This is a genomic window from Paenarthrobacter sp. NPDC090522, from assembly GCF_044769225.1.
GTDB lineage: Bacteria > Actinomycetota > Actinomycetes > Actinomycetales > Micrococcaceae > Arthrobacter.
The window spans coordinates 155,415-173,876 of the sequence record NZ_JBIVXL010000006.1 but is presented as its reverse complement, the minus strand read 5'-3'; the positions used below and the strand labels follow the sequence as shown (position 1 = coordinate 173,876).

Genomic DNA, 18,462 nt, shown 5'->3' with positions numbered 1-18,462 from the left:
AGTGTTTAGTGCCAGGGCGCGCCTCCTGGCTTCCCTTTATCCCCGCTTTATCCCCGCTTTATCCCCGCAAACGCAGCGAGCCCCGGCTGGTCTGGTGACCAGCCGGGGCTGCCATGCGGAATCAGCTGTGCAGCCGGTTCCTTATGCCGAGATCTGGCGCAGGACGTACTGCAGGATGCCGCCGTTGCGGTAGTAATCCGCTTCACCCGGGGTATCGATGCGCAGGACAGCGTCGAAGGACTTGGTGGAACCGTCCTCTGCCGTTGCCGTCACCTTGAGCGTCTTGGGCGTGGTGCCGTTGTTCAGTTCGGTCACGCCTTCCACAGCGAACGTCTCCGTGCCGGTGAGGCCGAGCGTTGCTGCGGACTCGCCTGCCGGGAACTGCAGGGGAAGGACGCCCATGCCGATCAGGTTGGAGCGGTGGATGCGCTCGTAGCTCTCGGCGATGACGGCCTTGACGCCCAGGAGGGCCGTGCCCTTGGCTGCCCAGTCACGGGAGGAGCCGGAGCCGTACTCCTTGCCTGCCAGCACAACCAGAGGCGTTCCTGCAGCCTGGTAGTTCTGGGCGGCATCGTAGACGTAGGCCTGCGGGGCACCTTCCTGGCTGAAGTCGCGGGTGAAGCCACCTTCGACGCCGTCCAGGATCTGGTTCTTGATGCGGATGTTGGCGAAGGTACCGCGGATCATGACCTCGTGGTTGCCACGGCGGGAACCGTAGGAGTTGAAGTCCTTGCGCTCAACACCGTTGGCCAGGAGGTACTGTCCGGCCGGGGTGTCCGACTTGAACGAGCCGGCCGGGGAGATGTGGTCCGTAGTGACGGAATCGCCAAGCTTCAGGAGCACGCGGGCGCCCTGGATGTCCTGGACCGGATCCGGCTGCGCCTTCATGCCCTCGAAGTATGGGGGCTTACGCACGTAGGTGGAGTCCTCAGCCCAAGCGAAGGTGTCGCCGGCGGGGGTGTCGAGGGCCTTCCAGCGCTCGTCGCCCTCGAAGACGCCCTCGTAGCCCTTGGCGAACATGCCCTCGTCGATCGAGGAGTCGATGACTTCCTGCACCTCGGTGGGGTTCGGCCAGATGTCCTTCAGGAACACTTCGTTGCCGTCGGAATCGGTGCCCAGGGCATCGGCGTCGAAGTCGAAGTCCATGGAGCCGGCCAGGGCGTAGGCGATGACCAGCGGCGGGGAGGCCAGGTAGTTCATCTTGACGTCCGGGTTGATACGGCCTTCGAAGTTGCGGTTACCGGAGAGGACTGCCGTTACGGAGAGGTCGTTCTTCTGGATGGCCTCGGAGATTTCGGGCTCCAGCGGGCCGGAGTTGCCGATGCAGGTGGCGCAGCCGTAGCCGACGATGTAGAAGCCGAGCTTCTCCAGGTACGGGGTCAGTCCGGACTTCTCGTAGTAGTCGGTGACCACCTTGGAGCCGGGAGCAACGGAGGTCTTGACCCACGGCTTGGCGGTCAGGCCCTTGTTGACGGCGTTGCGGGCCAGGAGGGCCGCTGCCAGCATGACGGACGGGTTGGACGTGTTGGTGCAGGACGTGATCGACGCGATCGACACAGCACCGTGGTCCAGCTCGAATTCGCGGCCGTCAGCAGTGGTGACGTGCACCGGCGAGGACGGGCGGCCGTGCGCACCGTTAGCGGCGGATGCAACACGTGCCGTGTCCGTGGTGTGGGAATCGGCGTGCGTGAAGGACGGGGCGTCCGAGGCCGGGAAGGACTCATCCAGGGACTCATCCACGCTGCCGTCTTCGATGGCGACGTAGTTGTGGATGTCCTTGCGGAACTGCTCCTTGGCATCGCTGAGCTCGATGCGGTCCTGCGGACGCTTCGGGCCGGAGATGGACGGGACAACAGTGGAGAGGTCCAGCTCAAGGAACTCGGAGAAACGCAGTTCGCGGGAAGGATCGTGCCAGAGGCCCTGTTCCTTGGTGTACGCCTCCACCAGGGCAACGTTCTCCTCGGAGCGGCCGGTCAGGCGCAGGTAATCGAGGGTGACGTCGTCAATCGGGAACATGGCAGCCGTGGAACCGAACTCCGGGCTCATGTTGCCGATGGTTGCGCGGTTCGCCAGCGGCACCGCGGCGACGCCTTCACCGTAGAACTCGACGAACTTGCCCACCACGCCGTGCTTGCGCAGCATTTCGGTGATGGTCAGGACGACGTCGGTAGCGGTGGCACCGGCCGGGATGCTGCCGTTGAGCTTGAAGCCAACAACGCGGGGAATCAGCATGGAAACGGGCTGGCCGAGCATGGCTGCCTCGGCTTCGATGCCGCCAACGCCCCAACCAAGGATGCCAAGACCGTTGACCATGGTGGTGTGCGAGTCGGTACCCACACAGGTGTCCGGGTAGGCACGGACAACGCCGTCCACTTCGCGGGTCATAACGGTGCGGGCCAGGTATTCGATGTTGACCTGGTGGACGATTCCGGTTCCCGGAGGAACAACCTTGAAATCGTCGAAGGCGGTCTGTCCCCAGCGCAGGAACTGGTAACGCTCGCCATTGCGCTGGTACTCGATCTCCATGTTGCGCTCCAGTGCGCCGGCGTTGCCGAAGGCGTCGATCTGGACGGAGTGGTCGATGACCATTTCTGCAGGTGCCAGCGGGTTGACGCGCTTGGGGTCGCCGCCGAGTTCCTTGACTGCTTCACGCATGGTGGCGAGGTCAACCACGCAGGGAACACCGGTGAAGTCCTGCATGATGACTCGGGCCGGGGTGAACTGGATTTCGGTATCGGGCTCCGCATTGGGGTCCCAACCGGCCAGGGCGCGGACGTGGTCAGCCGTAATATTGGCGCCATCCTCAGTCCGCAGGAGGTTTTCAAGCAATACCTTGAGGCTGAACGGAAGGCTGTCTGCGCCCTCTACGGAGTTCAACCGGAAAATTTCATAATCGGTGCCGGCTACATTCAGTACGCCTTTGGAACCGAAGCTGTCCACAGTGCTCATGGCAGGACTCCTCTCGCAACAGGTTTTATCTTTGTCGCGTGGTTGGCCGCTAGCCAGTTAGGCGCACCTTACTTAGCCCGGCGGCACTTTCTCTTGGTCACCCCGGTCCGGAGGCGCAGTGCGGCAGTGGACCGGGGCTACTACGCCCATCGTAGTGGCATGCATCCCGTTTGCCGCACTGTTCCCTGCCTAGCTGGCCGGAACCAGGAGCCCCACCGTCTCAAGGTGGTGCGTGTGCGGGTAGAGGTCGAAGGCCCGCAGGCTTTCCAACCGCCAGCCCCCCTGGTGGAAGTAACCCAAATCACGGGCGAACGATGCCGGATCGCATGACACATAAGCGATCGCGCGGGGTCCGGTTTCCATCAACTGCCGCACAACGGCCTTGCCGGCACCGGCCCTCGGCGGATCAAGCACCAGCGAATCGAAGCTCCTGGCCCTCTGGTGGAGGACGCGCTCAACCCTGCCCTGGACAATCTCCACCTGCGGTTCACCGTGCAGGTTCTTGCGGGCATCGCGGCTGGTCCCCGGGGCGCCTTCCACCGAAAGAACGGATCCGGTCACGCCGACGGCGTCCGCCAGTGGTGCCGTAAAGAGGCCTGCCCCGGCATACAGGTCCGCCACCGCGGCACCCGGCTGCAGGTACCCGCCACCGCTGAGGTAGCCGGTTACTGCGTTCACCAGGGTTTCCGGAGCATCCTTGTGGATCTGCCAGAAACCCTCCCCCGTCACACGGTATTCGTGCCCCGCTGCCGACTCCTGCACCCAGGTGCGTCCGCGAAGTTGCAACACGTGGCCCTTGGCGGCGTCGAAGCTCGCCACAGAAATGTCCTGCGGCAGCCGCGTCAGGATGCCGTGCAGGCGCTTGGGGCTGGTTCCTTCCTCCGGAGCAAGGAGAACCAGGGGCCGGGAGCCGTTTGCAGGAACAGCGACTTCCACCCGGGCAATTCCCGTCAGGTCCAGGTCCCACAGCCGGAGATCATTGATTCCGGGATGGGCCAACGGCATTTCGTGGACCGGGATCACGGCGTCGGACCGGTGGGCATGCATACCCAGGCGTCCCTTGGACGTGACGGCGAAACTGGCGCGCGTACGCCAGCCGAGTCCGGCGTCGTCCGCATCGCCAACCGGTTCCACCTCGGTGGCGAGGTCGAGGTCGGCAAGCCGCTTGAGTTGCTCGGCCAGCACTTCGGCCTTCAGTGCGCGTTGCCGACCAAGCGTCACGTGGCCGAGTTCGGCGCCACCCACCGGCGGACCGCCACGGCGCCAGGATCCTGGCGAGTCGGCTGGCTTCCAGAAGTGCTGCACCCGGTCAGGGGAAGCTTCCAGGACGTCGACGACGTCGGCCCGCCAGAAGCGCGACGAGTCGCCGGAGTCGGTGAGCCGGATCCGCACTTTCTCGCCGGGAATGCCGTGGCGGACGAAAATAACCCGTCCCTCGTGGCGGGCGACGAAGTGGCCGCCGTGGGCGATCGGACCAACGTCCACCACCAACTCAGTGCCGGGCCCCTCGTGCTTGCCCGTGGCTGCGGAGTGGGGGGAAACGCTGTTGGAACTCATTGGGTATCCTGCAATGCCTTTGCTTCTTCGGAGGACTTCAGCTGCCACGGAACGCTGGCGACCATGACGCCGGGTTCGAAGTGGAGCCGCGTCTTGATTCTGAGTGCGGTTTGGTTGTGGACCAGTTGTTCCCACCATTTGCCCACGACATATTCGGGGATGTAAACAACGATCAGGTCGCGGGGCGAGTCGCGCCGCATGTTCTTGACGTACTCCATGATGGGCGTGACCGTCTCACGGTAGGGACTGGCCAGAACAGTCAAGGGTACGGGAATTTCCAGCTTCTCCCAGTCACGGACGGTGTGTTCGGTCTCTTCTGCGTTGATGTCCACCGTGATGGCATCCAGGCGGGACGGCCTGGATGCACGGGCGTAAGCCAGTGCCCGGAGGACAGGCTTGCGCACATGGGAGACCAGGAGCACAGCGTGGACGCGCGTGGGCAGGGCCCGCGGCGAGGAGTCCTCGTCCACGGCCAGTTCCTTGGCCACGTTGTCGTAGTGGGCCCGGATGCTCCACATAATGAGGAACAACACGAACATGGCCAGCAGGGCGATCCAGGCGCCCTGCTCGAACTTGGTGATCAGGACGATCACCAGCACCAGCGCGGTCATGCCGAAGCCCACCATGTTGATGGTGCGGGACTTGATGATCCTGCGTCGGATGGCCTTGTCCCGGGCCAGCTTGAGTTCGCGGCCCCAGTGCCGGACCATGCCGAGCTGGCTGGCGGTGAAGGAAATGAAGACACCCACGATGTACAGCTGGATCAGCTTGGTGACGTCGGCGTTGAAGGACAGGATGAGCACCAACGCGCCTGCGGCGAGGGCCAGGACACCGTTGCTGTAAGCCAACCTGTCGCCACGGGTCCTCAACTGGCGAGGGAGGTAGCCGTCCTGGGCCAGGATGGAGCCCAGCACCGGAAAGCCGTTGAATGCCGTGTTGGAAGCGAACACCAGGATGATGCCCGTTGCCGCCACCACGACGTAGAACGGAATCGAGCCCGCACCAAAGATGGTGTCGGCGATCTGGCTGATGGCAGGGTTCTGGATGTACCCCTCCGGCAGCGGCTTGCCGTCCACCAGGAACTCGGTGGCCGGGTCCAGGACGATGTGGACCTTCGTGGCGTTGGCCAGGTACAGGATGCCGGCAAGCATGGCCGCTGCAATCGCGCCGAGGAGCAGCAAAGTGGTGGCGGCGTTCTTGCTCTTGGGCTTCTGGAAGTTCGGCACACCGTTGCTGATGGCCTCGACGCCGGTCAGCGCCGCGGCGCCGGATGAGAATGCCCGGAGCAGGAGGAAGGCGCCGGCCAAGCCTACGAGGCCTTGGTCGAAACCGGCTTCCGGAACGATCGTGAAGTTCGCTGAAGGAGCTTCGCCGAGTTGGCCGGTGAGGGCCTGGAAGATGCCCACCGCGGTCATGCCCAGGATGGAGGCCATGAAGATGTACGTCGGAACAGCAAACACCGTTCCCGCTTCCTTGATGCCGCGGAGGTTGACCAGGGCCAGGATCACCACGCCAATGGTGGCGATGAGGGCCTGTTCGCCGTGCAGTGCAGGAATGGCCGTGGTGAGGTAGGCGGCAGCCGAGGACATGGACACAGCCACGGTCAGGACGTAGTCCACCAGGAGGGCCGACGCCACCGTCAGGCCGGCGTATTTTCCGAGGTTCACGTTGGCGATCTCATAGTCGCCGCCACCGGAGGGATAGGCGTGCACGTTCTGCCGGTAGGAGGCCACCACTGTGAGCAAGACCACCATGACGGCCAGGCCAACCAACGGGGAGAATGCCACGGCGCTGACGCCTGCCAACGCCAGTGTCAGGAGGATTTCGTCGGGTGCGTAGGCCACGGACGACAGGGCATCCGAGGCGAAGATCGGCAAGGCGATGCGTTTAGGCAACAGGGTGTGGGACAAGCGGTCGTTCCGGAAGGGTCGGCCCACCAACACCCGCTTCACCGCATTCAGTATTGTCAGCACTCCGCAAAGCTACTCTGAATCCCCCGCGATGTCATGACGGCGGTCGCCTGCTTACGCCCGTCGCACCGGTAAAGTCATACGCAGCGGCACGGACAAAGACAAAAGGAGACACGGTGGCTCACTTCGTGATCATGGGTTGTGGCCGCGTTGGCGCAACCCTGGCACACACTTTGGAGGATTCAGGGCATTCCGTAGCCATCATCGACCAGGATGAGCGCGCGTTCCGCCGGCTGCGCAACACCTTCACGGGACGCAAGGTAACTGGCGTCGGCTTCGACCGGGACACCCTGAAGCAGGCGGGCGTCGAAGAGGCCTACGCCTTCGCCGCAGTCTCCAGCGGCGACAATTCGAATATCCTGGCCACGCGCGTAGCCCGGGAAACCTTCCACGTTGCCCACGTCGTGGCGCGCATCTACGACCCCGGCCGGGCCGAAATCTACCAACGTCTCGGCATCCCCACCGTTGCCGCCGTGCGTTGGAGCGCGGACCAGGTGTTGCGGCGCATCCTTCCGGAACAGCACCTCTCAGGCGATTACCGCGAGCCGTCGGGCCGGCTGGTGCTGGCCGAAGTGGACCTTCACGAGGGGTGGATCGGCCACAGCCTGGACTCCATCGAGGCCGCGGCCGGCATCCGCATTGCCTTCCTCACCCGCTTCGGCGAAGGCCTGCTGCCCCAGGCCGGTACGGCCTACCAGGAAGGCGATACCGTGCACGCCATGCTGAGCCTGGACCGGTCCTCGGATATCAGCCGGATCCTCGCCAAAGCCCCCGCCAAGGAGAATTAGTGAAAGTCGTCATCGTTGGAGCAGGCAGCGTCGGCTCGTCGATCGCCCGTGAACTGCTGGCCCACAACCACCAGATCCTCCTCATCGACCTCAAACCGGAAGTCATCGGGCGCAGCGGGCTGCGTGGTGCACGCTGGTTGGTGGGCGATGCCTGCGAACTGAGCACGCTGCAGGACGCCAAGCTGGAGGACGCCGACGTCGTGGTTTCAGCCACGGGAGACGACAAGGTCAACCTGGTGGTCTCGCTCCTGGCCAAGACCGAGTTCGGCGTGGGCCGAACGGTTGGCCGGGTCAACAACCCCAAGAACGACTGGATGTTCAACGACTCCTGGGGCGTCGACGTCGCGGTCAACACGCCCCAGCTCATGACCGCCCTGGTGGAGGAGGCGGTGGAAATCGGTGACATCGTCCGCTTGCTGACCTTGCAAACCGGTGTGGCGTCCATCGTCGAGTTCACCGTTCCCCATGACTCGCACGTCATCGGGAGCACGGTGGGTGACATCGAATGGCCCGAGGATTCAACGCTTGTTGCCATTCTGCGCGACCAAGCACCCATTACGCCCAGCAGGGATGATGTCCTGGACGGTGGCGACGAGTTGTTCTTCGTCACCACCATCGCCGCGGAGGACGGCCTCCGGGCGCTCCTGTCTCCGGATTCAATGGCCGGGCAGGGACCACGCGACGGGTCGGCGGAAGTTTCGGATCAGTCCGCGGACGACGACGGCTTCGACGGCTGAGGCGCGGGCTTGGTCACAAGCCAAGCCACCCACAGCCCCAGGATGTACAACGGCGCTCCCATGATGAGGCGGGTAGTAGCGAGGGCCGTCAGTCCCGCCTCACCCATGAAGTACAGCGGGACCTGGACAACCAACCGCAAAGCCAGCACGGCCACCACAATCCAGGTGCCCAGGCGGTAGGCCCGCAGCCGCTCGGGGTCCTTGCGCCAGTCCAGGCCCTCGTTGCGCACAAAGCCGAACAGGAGTCCGGCGATGGGCCACTTCAGGACAATCGAAAGCACCATGCCCGCGATGTAGGCGATGTTCGTGAAGAAGCCCAGGACATAGAAATCTTCAGCCTTACCCGTGGTGTTGGCGAGCCAGGCGGAAATTCCGACGCCGACCACTCCGGCCAGCGCTTGGGTCAACGGCCGCTTCTGGATCAGCCTGGCCACCGTGAAAACGGCGGCAACCGCCAAGGCGGCAACCAGGGAAACTGTCAGGTCCCGCGTGATGGTGAAAGCCACCAGGAACACCAGGCCAGGAAGGATGCTCTCCGCGATGCCCTGCACACCCCCGGCTGATTTGAGCAGGTCCACGTGTCCGGAGCTGTTACGGTGCAGTCCCGCTTTCTCCGCATAACCCGCGGCAAGGCCGGCCATTGTCTGCGCTTCCGGCGACGGCGGCTGCGCGGGATCGGCGGCAGGGTTTGCCCCGGCAGGGTCCTTGGGGTCCGGTCCATTGACGGAGGTCATCGGTGCTCCTGACGGGAAAGTATTTCGTAGCGTGGATTGAACATGGCCGGCAAGCCGTCGACTTCGGTGACCATCCCGTTCAGCCGCAACTGGACGCCGGCCTCGATGCCGGGAACCCGGTTCCTACCGAGCCAGATGACCCGAAGCCGCTCATAGGGCTTCCTGGCGCTCCCACTGAGCGTGGACAGCGAGCTGTGTTCCAAGGCGTCAACGACGATTGCCGAAAAGAACGGCTGTTCGCTGGGCGGCTGATGGGTTACCGATTCGATAAAGCCTGTGCACACGGCCCTGCCACGGACGGGGAGGTCCCTGACGCCCGGCGGGGTGCCCTGCCGTTGGGTGCCCTGAACGGGCTGTCCTGCGGTTTCAGCCAATCTGGGTGATCTCCGGACCCCGCTCCGGCCGTTGTACGGAGGGTTCGTCGTGCGGGGCGGCCGGCTGTCCCGAAGCAGTGGCGTCCTTCGGCAGCCGCAGCTGCAGGAGTTCGCGCGGAGGCATGGGGTTGTCCCCGCGAACCACCACAACCTGGCGGAACAATTCTTCCAGCCCGGCCGCGGCCTCCTTCTCCAGCGCGGCGGCGCCGCCAAGGACACCGCGAAGGAACCAGCGCGGACCGTCCACGCCCATGAAACGGGCCGCCCGGAAGCCCCGGCTGCCATCGGCAGCTTCGGCCGGAAGCTTGGCGACAAGCTCGGTGCCGAACGTACCGGAGACTTCCTCTGTCTCGCCGCCTTGGCTGGCCACGGATTGGCTGATCTGCTCGCGGATCTCCTCCCACAGACCTTCCGAACGGGGAGCCGCAAAGGCCTGCAACTGAAGGCTGGAGCCTGCCAGGTCCATGGTCACGGCCACCACGCGCTGGGTGGCTTCCTCGACTTCGAGCCGGAGCTGCAGACCTTCGGCAGGGGCGATCAGCAAGGCTCCGAGATCGACGTAACCGTCCCGGTCCTCGATCTCGTCGATGTCCCAGGGACCCTTGGACAGCCGAAGGTCGCCCTTGGCGGGCTCGGCGCCTGCCTGCCCCGGGGCTGCGTTCTCCTCGTCGATGACGGCCGCTTCCGGCCGCTCAGTCTTGGACTTCTTGCCGCGCCCAAAAACCATTGGGTTTTCTCCTTAGTAGTGGTCTATCCCCAAGTAAACCGCACCCATGCCGAAGTACGGCAATGCGGCGGGCAACAGCCTGCGCACCTGCCTGGTTGGGTGTGGATGGTCAGGCCACCGGGGCGTTGAAGCCTCCGGTGGAACCGAAGCCGCCGGTCCCGCGGACAGAATCGGAAAGCTCGTCAACGGCGACGAAGCGGGCATATTCCACGCGCTGGATCACCATTTGGGCAATCCTATCCCCGCGCTTGAGCTCAATTGCCTGGCTCTGGTCGGTGTTGAGCAAAGTGACGGCGATTTCGCCCCGGTACCCGGCGTCGACCGTTCCCGGAGCATTCACCACCGTCAGTCCGTGCTTGGTTGCCAGGCCGGAACGGGGGTGGATCAGCGCAACAAAGCCGTTGGGGAGGGCGATCGAGACACCGGTGGGAACAAGTTTCCGCTCCCCCGGAGCCAGGAACACGTCTACGCGGGCCCGCAAGTCAGCACCCGCATCACCCGGGTGGGCATATGAGGGCGCTTCCAAGCCCGCGTCGAGCATTTTCAGCTGTACCTCGAGGGTTGGCGCGCCGTAGGAGGCGGTGTCACCGCTTTCTGTTTCCGGGGAAAGGGAGTCATTACTGAATACTGCGGTCTCGTTGCTCACAGTGGTCCATTCTACGTGGAGCGACCTCCCCTCGACGGCGGATAAGCTGGACCCATGCCTACGCCTGACCAGTCCGCCCCTTTGCCTGCCCGGAACTCCTCCACCCCAGGAGAGGTCCTGTTCAAGGAAAAGCTGTGGCCCACCATCTGGATCTGGATTGTGGTGGTTGGCCTCTCAAGCGCAGGAATCCTGATGTTCGCTCCCATCAGCCCTGCTGCAGGCGTCATCGCCGCACTGGTGCTCCTGGCGATCATGACCACGTTGCTGGTGCTCTCCACCCCCACGATTTCCGTCACCAAGGACACCCTTCGGGTGGGCCGGGCCAGCATTGACCGGAAGTTCGTCGGATCCGTTGAGGCGTTTACCAAGGCCGAAGCAACCGCGGAACGCGGTCCGCGCCTCAATGGCCTGGCCTACATGTGCTTCCGGGGCTGGATCGATCCCGTGGTCAAGATCGAAATCACCGATCCTGCCGACCGCACGCCTTACTGGATTGCTTCGTCCCGCAGGCCACAGGAACTGGTTGCCGCGCTGGACCGGCAGCAGGTTTCCTAGCTTTCGCACTCCGTGCAGTACAGGTGGCCGTTCCGCTCCGCGGCGATCTGCGAACGGTGCTTCACCAGGAAGCAGTTGAAGCAGGTGAACTCGTCGGCTTGGGCCGGCATGACCTGGATGAGCAGCTCTTCGCCTGAAAGATCGGCTCCCGGCAGTTCGAAGCCGTCGGCCAGTTCCGTTTCATCCACGTCCACAGCCGAGGATTGCTTTCCCGACTGGCGCGTCTTGAGTTCCTCGATGGAGTCCTCGCTGACGTCTTCCTCGGTCTTCCGAGGGGCATCGTAGTCCGTGGCCATGGTCTTTCTTATCCTCGATGCTTGATGCGGTTGGGATCCCGCGGTGGGTTTCGCGGCCCGCAGCGGTTGTAGGGATGTAACGTCGGACTCCCCGGATTTGTGCCCGGTATCGGCCAGATTTTCCTCCCCTGACCCACGATTGTCCATAGCTCCGCCAGCGGCCCCTCCCACGAACTGAGAAGGCTGTTTTCGCCGGAATATCACGGCACGCCCTTTCTCCTAGTAGGAAAAGGGCACCGTGGGTGGCAGAGTTTCGAATGTCAGTTATGCCATGTGGTGGAGGGTGTTATGCAGGATCTACGGCTGGTAGGCGTCCACGACGACGGCGGGCATCTCCTCTTGAGCGGTCCCGGCGGTGCCATGTTCCAGCTTCCGATCGACGAGGCCTTGCGGGCCGCGGCGAGCCGGACCCCTGCCCAGGTCGCAGCACGCGCCTCCATCACTCCCGTGGCCATGTCGCCGAGGGATATCCAGGCAAGGATCCGCAGCGGTTCAACCGCCGCGGAAGTGGCCGAACTGTCCGGACTGCCCCTCGCGAACGTCCAGCGCTACGAAGGACCGGTCCTCGCCGAACGCGAGTATGTGGCACAGCAGGCACGAAACGTGGAAGTGGCTGCTCCCTCCCCTGGCCATGACGTCCACCGTTCGGCCTTCGGGGACAACCCCGCCACCCTCGGCGAGATGGTCGCCCACAGGTTGTCGGCCCACGGCATTGACCCTGCCACTGTCGAATGGGATTCCTGGCGCCGCACCGACGGCACCTGGACCGTCGTCGCGCGCTTTGAAACCGTACCCGGCTCCGACGGGACCATCGGCGAAGAACCGCCTGCCATGTGGACCTTCAGTCCACAACGGAAGTCCCTGCACAACGCCAACCGCTGGGCCCAGCAGTTAAGCGAACTTGAGCCGCTGGACGGCCCTGTTCCGGCGCGCCGGCTGGCTGCCGTCTCCGACCGGCCTTTCGACGTCGAAGCAGACGGCGGCGCTTCCGTGCGGGCGTCTGCGAAGGATTCGGACAACCTCCTGGAGATGCTTCGCTCGCGGCGTGGACAGCGCCTCGGAGTGGACGAAGACGCAGACGACGCCTTGGCCGTCCTGTTGAGCAACGTCCCGGCCGCGCACCCCCGCCCCGACGACGAAGGCCAGGACCAGCGCGACGAACCCAACGGAGATCACACCGCACCGGATACCCAGCCGGCAACCGAACCTGCGGCGCGGGACGGCCGCCCGTCCATCCTGTCGCGGCTCAGCCTCGCACCCCGGCACGTTGAATCCGACGACGCCGACGATTCCCTTCGGCTGCACGACGGCGTCAGTACCGAAACGCGGGAGATAACCGTCGTCGCCGGCCCGCTGCGGCCGGTTCCGGCGCTTGACGAACTGCCGACGGCGGCCGATACACCCGTCGCGGACGACGAGACAGACGGCACAGGCGACATTCCAAGCCAGGGCCCCGTCCAGAGGGCAGGCCTCGATGAGTTGCTGGGTGGTCCAGCCACGGCCGGATCCCGGCGCCACCCCGCGCCGACCGACGGCTCCGCTGCCGGATCCAAGGAACGCCCCGCGCCGAAGGCAGACGAAGCACCGGCCGAACGCCAGCCTTCGCGGCCCAAGCGGTCCAGCATCCCCAGTTGGGACGAGATCGTCTTCGGGGCCCGGGGAGACTAGCTCCGGCGCAGTTCCCCTGCCCCCGGCCACAGGCATGCCTCGATGTCGAACGGCAATGTCTGGTCGGAACCTGCCATGAGGTTGGCACCATGGGCCGTGACGCGGCGCATGTAGTGCCTCCTGCAGAGCGTCTCGTACTCCACCACTCCGGCTGTCGGCGCGGCGTCATCCATCAGTGCGTCATCCCCCGGCGCGACGTCGCCAACCATGACCTGTTCGCCCTCCACCACCATGATGCCGTCCACGGTCCGGGCATTTTGGGTGGCGCGGCGGCCGCACCAGCACAGGGCCTCGACCTGCAGGACCTGGACTTTGTCCGCGAGTTCAATCAAGCGCTGCGAACCGGGAAAGAGCCTGGTACGGAAGTCCGAGGTAATTCCGAAGGCGAAGACATCAACATCCATCTCGTCCACCAGGCGGGCCAGTTGCTCCACTTGGGCCGCGGAATAGAACTGGGCTTCGTCGCAAATCAGGTAGTCCACCCGGAGTCCGCTGGTCCGCCGGACCACCACTTCATCCCAAAAATCGGTGGAGCCGTGCACCTCCACGGCGTCGGTCTGCAGCCCAAGCCTGCTGGAAATAATGGATTCCCCTGCCCGGTCATTACAGCTGAAACGCACGCCACCCCGGCCCCGTGCCCGGTGGTTGTGGTCCATCTGCAGCGCGAGCGTCGATTTCCCGCAGTCCATGGTGCCGGAGAAGAAGACCAGCTCAGCCACGGGCACCCTTCTTGCCGGTGGCGGAAAAGCAGAGGAACGGTACTTCGCGTTCGGCCTTGGTCAGGGAGCCGTGCTGACCCACTACTTCGAGGGATGTCGGCCGGACACGCCTGGTGTCATACAGCGCGAGCGTGTCCCGCGCCGCCACCATGATGTCGCCGATGCGGGGCGACACCTGCGCCTCGACGTCGCCGAACAAACCGGCCGAGACGGCCTGTTCGCGGGTGAACAACCAGATCCGCTCCCCGAACCGTTTACGCCACGCTGCCAGGAGTGACTCCCGCGTGGTCGGGCCTGCGTCAGGTTCAAGGTACAGATGAACCATGCGCGGCTCGCCGGCCGTGTGGCGGACGCCGGCCACCAAGGACGCATCTGCCGCATAATCGATGCGCTGGGACTCGGGAACGTCGAGCATTCCGTGATCTCCCGTGACCAGGATGGTGGTGCCCGCGGGAAGGGACGTGGACAACCGCTTCACTGTGGCGTCGAGCTCTTCGAGTTGGTGCTCCCAGCGCTCGGACTGGCAGCCGTGGCGGTGGCCCGCCTTGTCCAGCTCATTGACGTAGAAGTACATCAACGACGGGCCGCCGGACGCCATCGCCTCGGCAGCAGCAGCCGTCCGTGCATGGAGTGTTGTGCCACCGACAAAGCGGCTGCCCCGAAGTGCGGCCTGTGTCATGGGCGAGTTGCCGAACTGCGGGAGGCTTACCGTCACGGCGTCCACCTCGGCTGACACCCGCTCAAAGATTGTGGGGTGGGGCTGCCACACGGCGGGATCCACGTGGGCATCCCAGTTGCCGAGCAGGTTGACCACTTTGTCCTGGGCGGGATCCAGGACGTCGTAGCCCACCATGCCGTGGCTTCCGGCCGGCAAGCCCGTCCCCAGGCTGGCGAGGGATGCCGCGGTGGTGCTCGGAAAAGCCGAGTCGATCCACGTGGGGACCCGGCCCTGGCCTGCTGCGAGGACCGAGCGAAGGAACGGTGTGTGCGATGCCTTTTGTTTCAGCAGCGCACGGCCCAAGCCGTCAGCCAGGACGACGCAAACCCGCTTGCTGGCCGGAAGCTGGAGCTTGTTGGCAAACCCCTGGACGCCCAGGCTGGCGGCTGCGCTGGTCAGGACCTCGGCGATCGACTTGTCGCCGAATAGCGGCGGTGAGGGTACGTCGGACACGGCGTTGGTGCTGTTTGGCCCCGCTATCCTCAACGCTGGTGTCCGCGACCCAGGCGATTGCTGAAGACACCTGAGCGCGGCCGTGGCGCAGGTATGCCGGCATGCGGAACGGGTGTGGGAACACCCGTATTCACGGCGCGTAAAGCCCGGGCGAAGACCTTGGCGTCCTGGACTGCCTGGAGCCCGTCCGCCTCGGCACTGATGCGCAGCACAATGTCCTCCTGGGCAATGGTTCCCGTGTAGCCGTGGTCCGCCTCGCACTGCGGATCGCCGCAACTGGCCGGGCCCATGTCCAGCCTCTGTCCACCGGACCAGGCAATGGAGAGCGTCAGCTCGCGGACAGGATCGGACGGTTTGTAGTCCTGGGGTTGGGAGTACATGTAGCTCAGCACGACGGAACGGATCTGGGCCACAGGCACCGACTCCGTGGAAATCTGCGCGACAATCTGCTCGCCGGCCTCATCCAATTGCTGGTCGTCCACGTGGGTGATGACCAGCATGTCCTCCGTCAGTACCAGCACGGTGATGTGACGCCGGACCTCAGCCCTGTCGAAATGGGTTTCCAGGTGCACCAGGTGGGACAGGCAATCACGGCCGTCCAAGGCATCATCGACGACGTCGGCCACCAGGCGCGGGTAGAAACCTGCCTGCTGCAGGGCCTGGTCCAGGCTCTGTGCTTGGGAGCTGTGGTTGCGCGCGGTGTGGTGCCCGGTGTTTGACGGGCGGGATTGAGGCGTCGGAGACTGGGTGCTCATTCCCCCATTTTCACAGATCGCTTGGTGACTTCCTAACCGCATCGCACGGCACAAACGCATGCCGTGCGTGGTCAGGGGCTAGTTCCGCATGGCCCGGCGCGCGCTGTCCGTCCGTTGCGCCGCATTGCCGATCCACACTTCGGCCCCCAGGATGGTTGCCCCCTTGGGGCCCGCCAGCACGGGGTTGAACTCGATCAGGGCGATTCCCGGGTGGTCGTCCTTGAGTTTTGCCAACCGGGCCGCAACGTCTTCCAAGGCCGGGACGTCCACCGCCGGCAGGCCCTGGTATCCGAACAGCTTCCGGGATGCCCGGGGCGACCGGATGACGTCGTGCACGTCGGCTGCGGACAGGGGCGGAACCCGGTGCGCCCAATCGTCCAGGAGGTTCACGGCGTCCCCTGCCAGGCCGAAGGACACTACCGGCCCCAGCAGGGGGTCCTCCATGGCCCTGAAGGTGCAGGCCTGGCCTACTGGAGCCATGGCCTGTACTTCCAGCGACGAGGATCCATACGGTTCCAGCGCCCGGCGCATTTGTCCGATGTTCTGGCGAAGCGATGCAGCGTCCTGGATGTCCAGGCGCACCCCGCCCAGGTCCAGCCGGTGCCTCAGCGCAGGGTCCGTGGTCTTCAGCACCACCGGCCATCCAATCGATTCGGCTGCCTTGACAGCCTCATCCGGCGTGCCGAAGCCGATCGCCGGCACCACCCCGATTCCGTAACCGGCCAGCAACGCCGCGGCAGCACCGGCGTCGAGCTTTCGCAGTTTCTCCCCTGTCACCCCGGACAGCATCGACGCCAACGCCGCCCTGGTGCCCTCGACGTCGCATCCGTCCGGTTCGACGAACAGGCCCTGGTCACGGTCGCGCCATTGCGCGTAACGGACGATCGCGGACAATGCGGCCACAGCGGACCCCGCATTGGAGTAGCACGGCAGTTGCGCCGTGCCGTCCTGCCCCACCATGCCCTCAACCTGCACGGAAGGATCCAAGATTCCCGTAAACGCAGCCACCACTGGTTTGCCGGCCTCCGCAGCACACTCGGCAAGGACTTCTGCGAGCGCCGCCACCGTCACCCCCCGCGCCGGCAGGAGCGCGGCAATGAGCGCGTGTACCGATTCGTCGGCGAGGATGTCCCGCAGGCTCCTCCGGAAAGCCGGCAGCGCAAGCGACATCCCGGCGTCGAGGTCAACGTCAGTGATGGTTCGCCTGACGTCGAGTCCGGCGGGGGCCGCGGCGTCCGCCACCACCGTGGCAAGAGCCACCGAATTGGCGAAGACCGCCACTCCAGGTCCGGCCGGGAGCGACTGTGTGGAGACGATCTGGGCGATGTCCATGAGCTGCTCTATGGTGTCCACGCGGATCACGCCGGCTTGGCGCATCATGGCATCCACGGCCGCCGCGGGCGCCTGGGTGGTCCGGACTTCGTGCCCGGGCGGAAGCCGGAGGCCGGTGACGTCGGACTTCGCGACGATCACGGGCTTGCTGCGGGACAACCTTCGGGCAAGACGCGAGAACTTGCGCGGGTTGCCAATGGATTCAAGGTAAAGCCCGACGGCGGAAGTGTCCGCGTCGTCTTCCCAGAACTGCATAACATCGTTGCCGGAGACGTCGGCCCGGTTGCCCGCCGAAAGGAACGATGACAACCCGAGGCGGCGCCGGCTTGAGGCCGCGTAGACTGCCACACCCACTGCTGCGGACTGGCTGAAGAGGCCAAGCCCTCCCCTGGGCGGCATGGTGGGAGCCATGGAGGCATTGAGGGAAATGTCCGGGTGGGTATTCAGGATGCCCAGCGACTCAGGCCCGATCACGCGCATGCCGTTGGCGCGGGCACGCCTGACCAGTTCGTGCTGGCGGGCGAGGCCCCGCTCGCCGTCGTCCGCGAAGCCCGCCGTGGCCACCACGAGTCCCTTGACGCCGGCGGCCGCGCACTCGTCCACCACTCCGGGGACTTCCTCGTAGGGAACCGCGATGATGGCGAGTTGCACCGGTCCTGGTATCTCCGAGAGGCGGGCGAAGGAGATCATGCCCGCCAATTCGAACGCCTCCGGGTTGACGGCGTAGACGGGGCCCTTGAAGCCACCTTCGATCACGTGTTCGAGGAGTTGGTAGCCGATGGTTCCCCATTTGCGGCTGGCACCGATGACGGCAATGGACGACGGCGCCAGCAGGTCGCGCACGCTGCGCGCCTCTGCGCGGTGCTCGCGCGCCTCCATGACAGCCCGCGACTTATCGGTGGGGTCGATGTTGAATTCGACGCTGACGACGCCGTCGTCGAACTGGCGGGTGAGGTCGTAACCGGCGTCCGCGAAGACCATGAGCATTTTCCGGTTCTCCGGCAGGACTTCCGCGGTGAAGCGCCGGATGCCGTTTTCGCGGGCAGCAACGGCCAGGTGCTCCAGCAGGATGGAGCCAATGCCGCGGCCTTGATGGGCATCGGAGATGTTGAAGGCGACTTCCGCCTCGGCGGGGTCGTCCAGGCGGTCGTAGCGCCCGACGCCCACGATCTCGCCACCGATGGTGATGACGAACGCGACCCGGTTGACGTGGTCCACTTCGGTAAAGCGACGGACTTCCTTGCCGGAGAGCTTGGCCTTGAAGGAGAAGAACCGCATGTAGATGGAGGCTTGTGACTGGCCTGCGTGGAAGGCCTGCAGCGCGTCCGCATCCTCCGGGCGGATGGGGCGAAGGTGGGCGGTCCCGCCGTCGCGCAGGACGACATCGGCCTCCCAATATTCCGGATAAATGCCGACCCCGGGCTGATCCACCATAGGCTTAGCCTAGCTAAAACATCCGCAGTACAACTTTCAAGGATCCACCA

General features: G+C 65.0%; 16 protein-coding genes. 4 read left to right on the top strand and 12 right to left on the bottom strand.

Annotated elements, in window-relative coordinates; translation table 11 throughout:
- Nucleotides 1–141: 141 nt before the first annotated feature.
- From acnA to ACIQT2_RS09695, 3 genes are all read right to left on the bottom strand, one after another.
- The gene (gene acnA / locus ACIQT2_RS09705) at nucleotides 142–2,949 is read right to left on the bottom strand and encodes an aconitate hydratase AcnA (RefSeq protein ID WP_402945872.1); all 2,808 of its coding nucleotides are present in this window, start codon (nucleotides 2,947–2,949) and stop codon (nucleotides 142–144) included.
- Between the two features lie 189 nt (nucleotides 2,950–3,138).
- Entirely contained in the window at nucleotides 3,139–4,506 is a 1,368-nt protein-coding gene (locus ACIQT2_RS09700; protein WP_402945870.1) for a class I SAM-dependent RNA methyltransferase, read from the bottom strand.
- Entirely contained in the window at nucleotides 4,503–6,479 is a 1,977-nt protein-coding gene (locus ACIQT2_RS09695; RefSeq protein ID WP_402945868.1) for an APC family permease, read from the bottom strand. The genes ACIQT2_RS09700 and ACIQT2_RS09695 overlap by 4 nt, the downstream gene beginning before the upstream one ends.
- Nucleotides 6,480–6,592: 113 nt before the next feature.
- On the opposite strand from ACIQT2_RS09695, the gene ACIQT2_RS09690 reads away from it, so the two are divergent.
- Both ACIQT2_RS09690 and ACIQT2_RS09685 read left to right on the top strand, forming a co-directional pair.
- The gene (locus ACIQT2_RS09690) at nucleotides 6,593–7,264 is read left to right on the top strand and encodes a potassium channel family protein (RefSeq protein ID WP_400334539.1); all 672 of its coding nucleotides are present in this window, start codon (nucleotides 6,593–6,595) and stop codon (nucleotides 7,262–7,264) included.
- Nucleotides 7,264–8,001: a potassium channel family protein gene (locus ACIQT2_RS09685; protein WP_397322803.1), complete on the top strand. Its 738-nt coding sequence runs from the start codon at nucleotides 7,264–7,266 to the stop codon at nucleotides 7,999–8,001. Before ACIQT2_RS09690 ends, ACIQT2_RS09685 begins: the two co-directional genes overlap by 1 nt.
- On the opposite strand, the gene ACIQT2_RS09680 is transcribed toward ACIQT2_RS09685, so the two are convergent.
- The 4 genes from ACIQT2_RS09680 to dut form a co-directional block, all read right to left on the bottom strand.
- Nucleotides 7,968–8,735, bottom strand: a complete 768-nt coding sequence (locus tag ACIQT2_RS09680; protein ID WP_400334541.1) for a DUF3159 domain-containing protein — start codon at nucleotides 8,733–8,735, stop codon at nucleotides 7,968–7,970. The genes ACIQT2_RS09685 and ACIQT2_RS09680 overlap by 34 nt on opposite strands.
- Complete coding sequence (locus ACIQT2_RS09675; protein ID WP_400334543.1) at nucleotides 8,732–9,109, bottom strand: hypothetical protein; 378 nt, start codon at nucleotides 9,107–9,109, stop codon at nucleotides 8,732–8,734. Before ACIQT2_RS09675 ends, ACIQT2_RS09680 begins: the two co-directional genes overlap by 4 nt.
- Nucleotides 9,102–9,836, bottom strand: a complete 735-nt coding sequence (locus ACIQT2_RS09670) for a DUF3710 domain-containing protein (protein WP_402945865.1) — start codon at nucleotides 9,834–9,836, stop codon at nucleotides 9,102–9,104. Before ACIQT2_RS09670 ends, ACIQT2_RS09675 begins: the two co-directional genes overlap by 8 nt.
- Nucleotides 9,837–9,945: 109 nt before the next feature.
- Nucleotides 9,946–10,482, bottom strand: coding sequence for a dUTP diphosphatase (dut, locus tag ACIQT2_RS09665; RefSeq protein ID WP_402945863.1), 537 nt, complete (start codon nucleotides 10,480–10,482; stop codon nucleotides 9,946–9,948).
- A 54-nt stretch (nucleotides 10,483–10,536) separates the two neighbouring features.
- Here dut and ACIQT2_RS09660 point away from each other — a divergent pair, with 54 nt between their 5' ends.
- On the top strand, nucleotides 10,537–11,037 hold the full coding sequence (locus ACIQT2_RS09660; RefSeq protein ID WP_400334547.1) for a DUF3093 domain-containing protein: 501 nt from the start codon (nucleotides 10,537–10,539) through the stop codon (nucleotides 11,035–11,037).
- Here ACIQT2_RS09660 and ACIQT2_RS09655 read toward each other — a convergent pair.
- Entirely contained in the window at nucleotides 11,034–11,333 is a 300-nt protein-coding gene (locus ACIQT2_RS09655; RefSeq protein ID WP_397322811.1) for a DUF4193 domain-containing protein, read from the bottom strand. The genes ACIQT2_RS09660 and ACIQT2_RS09655 overlap by 4 nt on opposite strands.
- A 288-nt stretch (nucleotides 11,334–11,621) precedes the next feature.
- On the opposite strand from ACIQT2_RS09655, the gene sepH reads away from it, so the two are divergent.
- Nucleotides 11,622–13,001, top strand: coding sequence for a septation protein SepH (gene sepH / locus ACIQT2_RS09650; RefSeq protein WP_402945861.1), 1,380 nt, complete (start codon nucleotides 11,622–11,624; stop codon nucleotides 12,999–13,001).
- On the opposite strand, the gene ACIQT2_RS09645 is transcribed toward sepH, so the two are convergent.
- From ACIQT2_RS09645 to ACIQT2_RS09630, 4 genes are all read right to left on the bottom strand, one after another.
- Entirely contained in the window at nucleotides 12,998–13,720 is a 723-nt protein-coding gene (locus tag ACIQT2_RS09645) for a thymidine kinase (protein WP_402945859.1), read from the bottom strand. The genes sepH and ACIQT2_RS09645 overlap by 4 nt on opposite strands.
- Nucleotides 13,713–14,891, bottom strand: a complete 1,179-nt coding sequence (locus ACIQT2_RS09640) for an alkaline phosphatase family protein (RefSeq protein ID WP_402945858.1) — start codon at nucleotides 14,889–14,891, stop codon at nucleotides 13,713–13,715. Before ACIQT2_RS09640 ends, ACIQT2_RS09645 begins: the two co-directional genes overlap by 8 nt.
- Before the next feature lie 29 nt (nucleotides 14,892–14,920).
- Nucleotides 14,921–15,646, bottom strand: coding sequence for a DUF5998 family protein (locus ACIQT2_RS09635; protein WP_400334554.1), 726 nt, complete (start codon nucleotides 15,644–15,646; stop codon nucleotides 14,921–14,923).
- 78 nt (nucleotides 15,647–15,724) lie between these two features.
- The gene (locus ACIQT2_RS09630; RefSeq protein ID WP_402945856.1) at nucleotides 15,725–18,412 is read right to left on the bottom strand and encodes a GNAT family N-acetyltransferase; all 2,688 of its coding nucleotides are present in this window, start codon (nucleotides 18,410–18,412) and stop codon (nucleotides 15,725–15,727) included.
- Nucleotides 18,413–18,462: the final 50 nt, after the last annotated feature.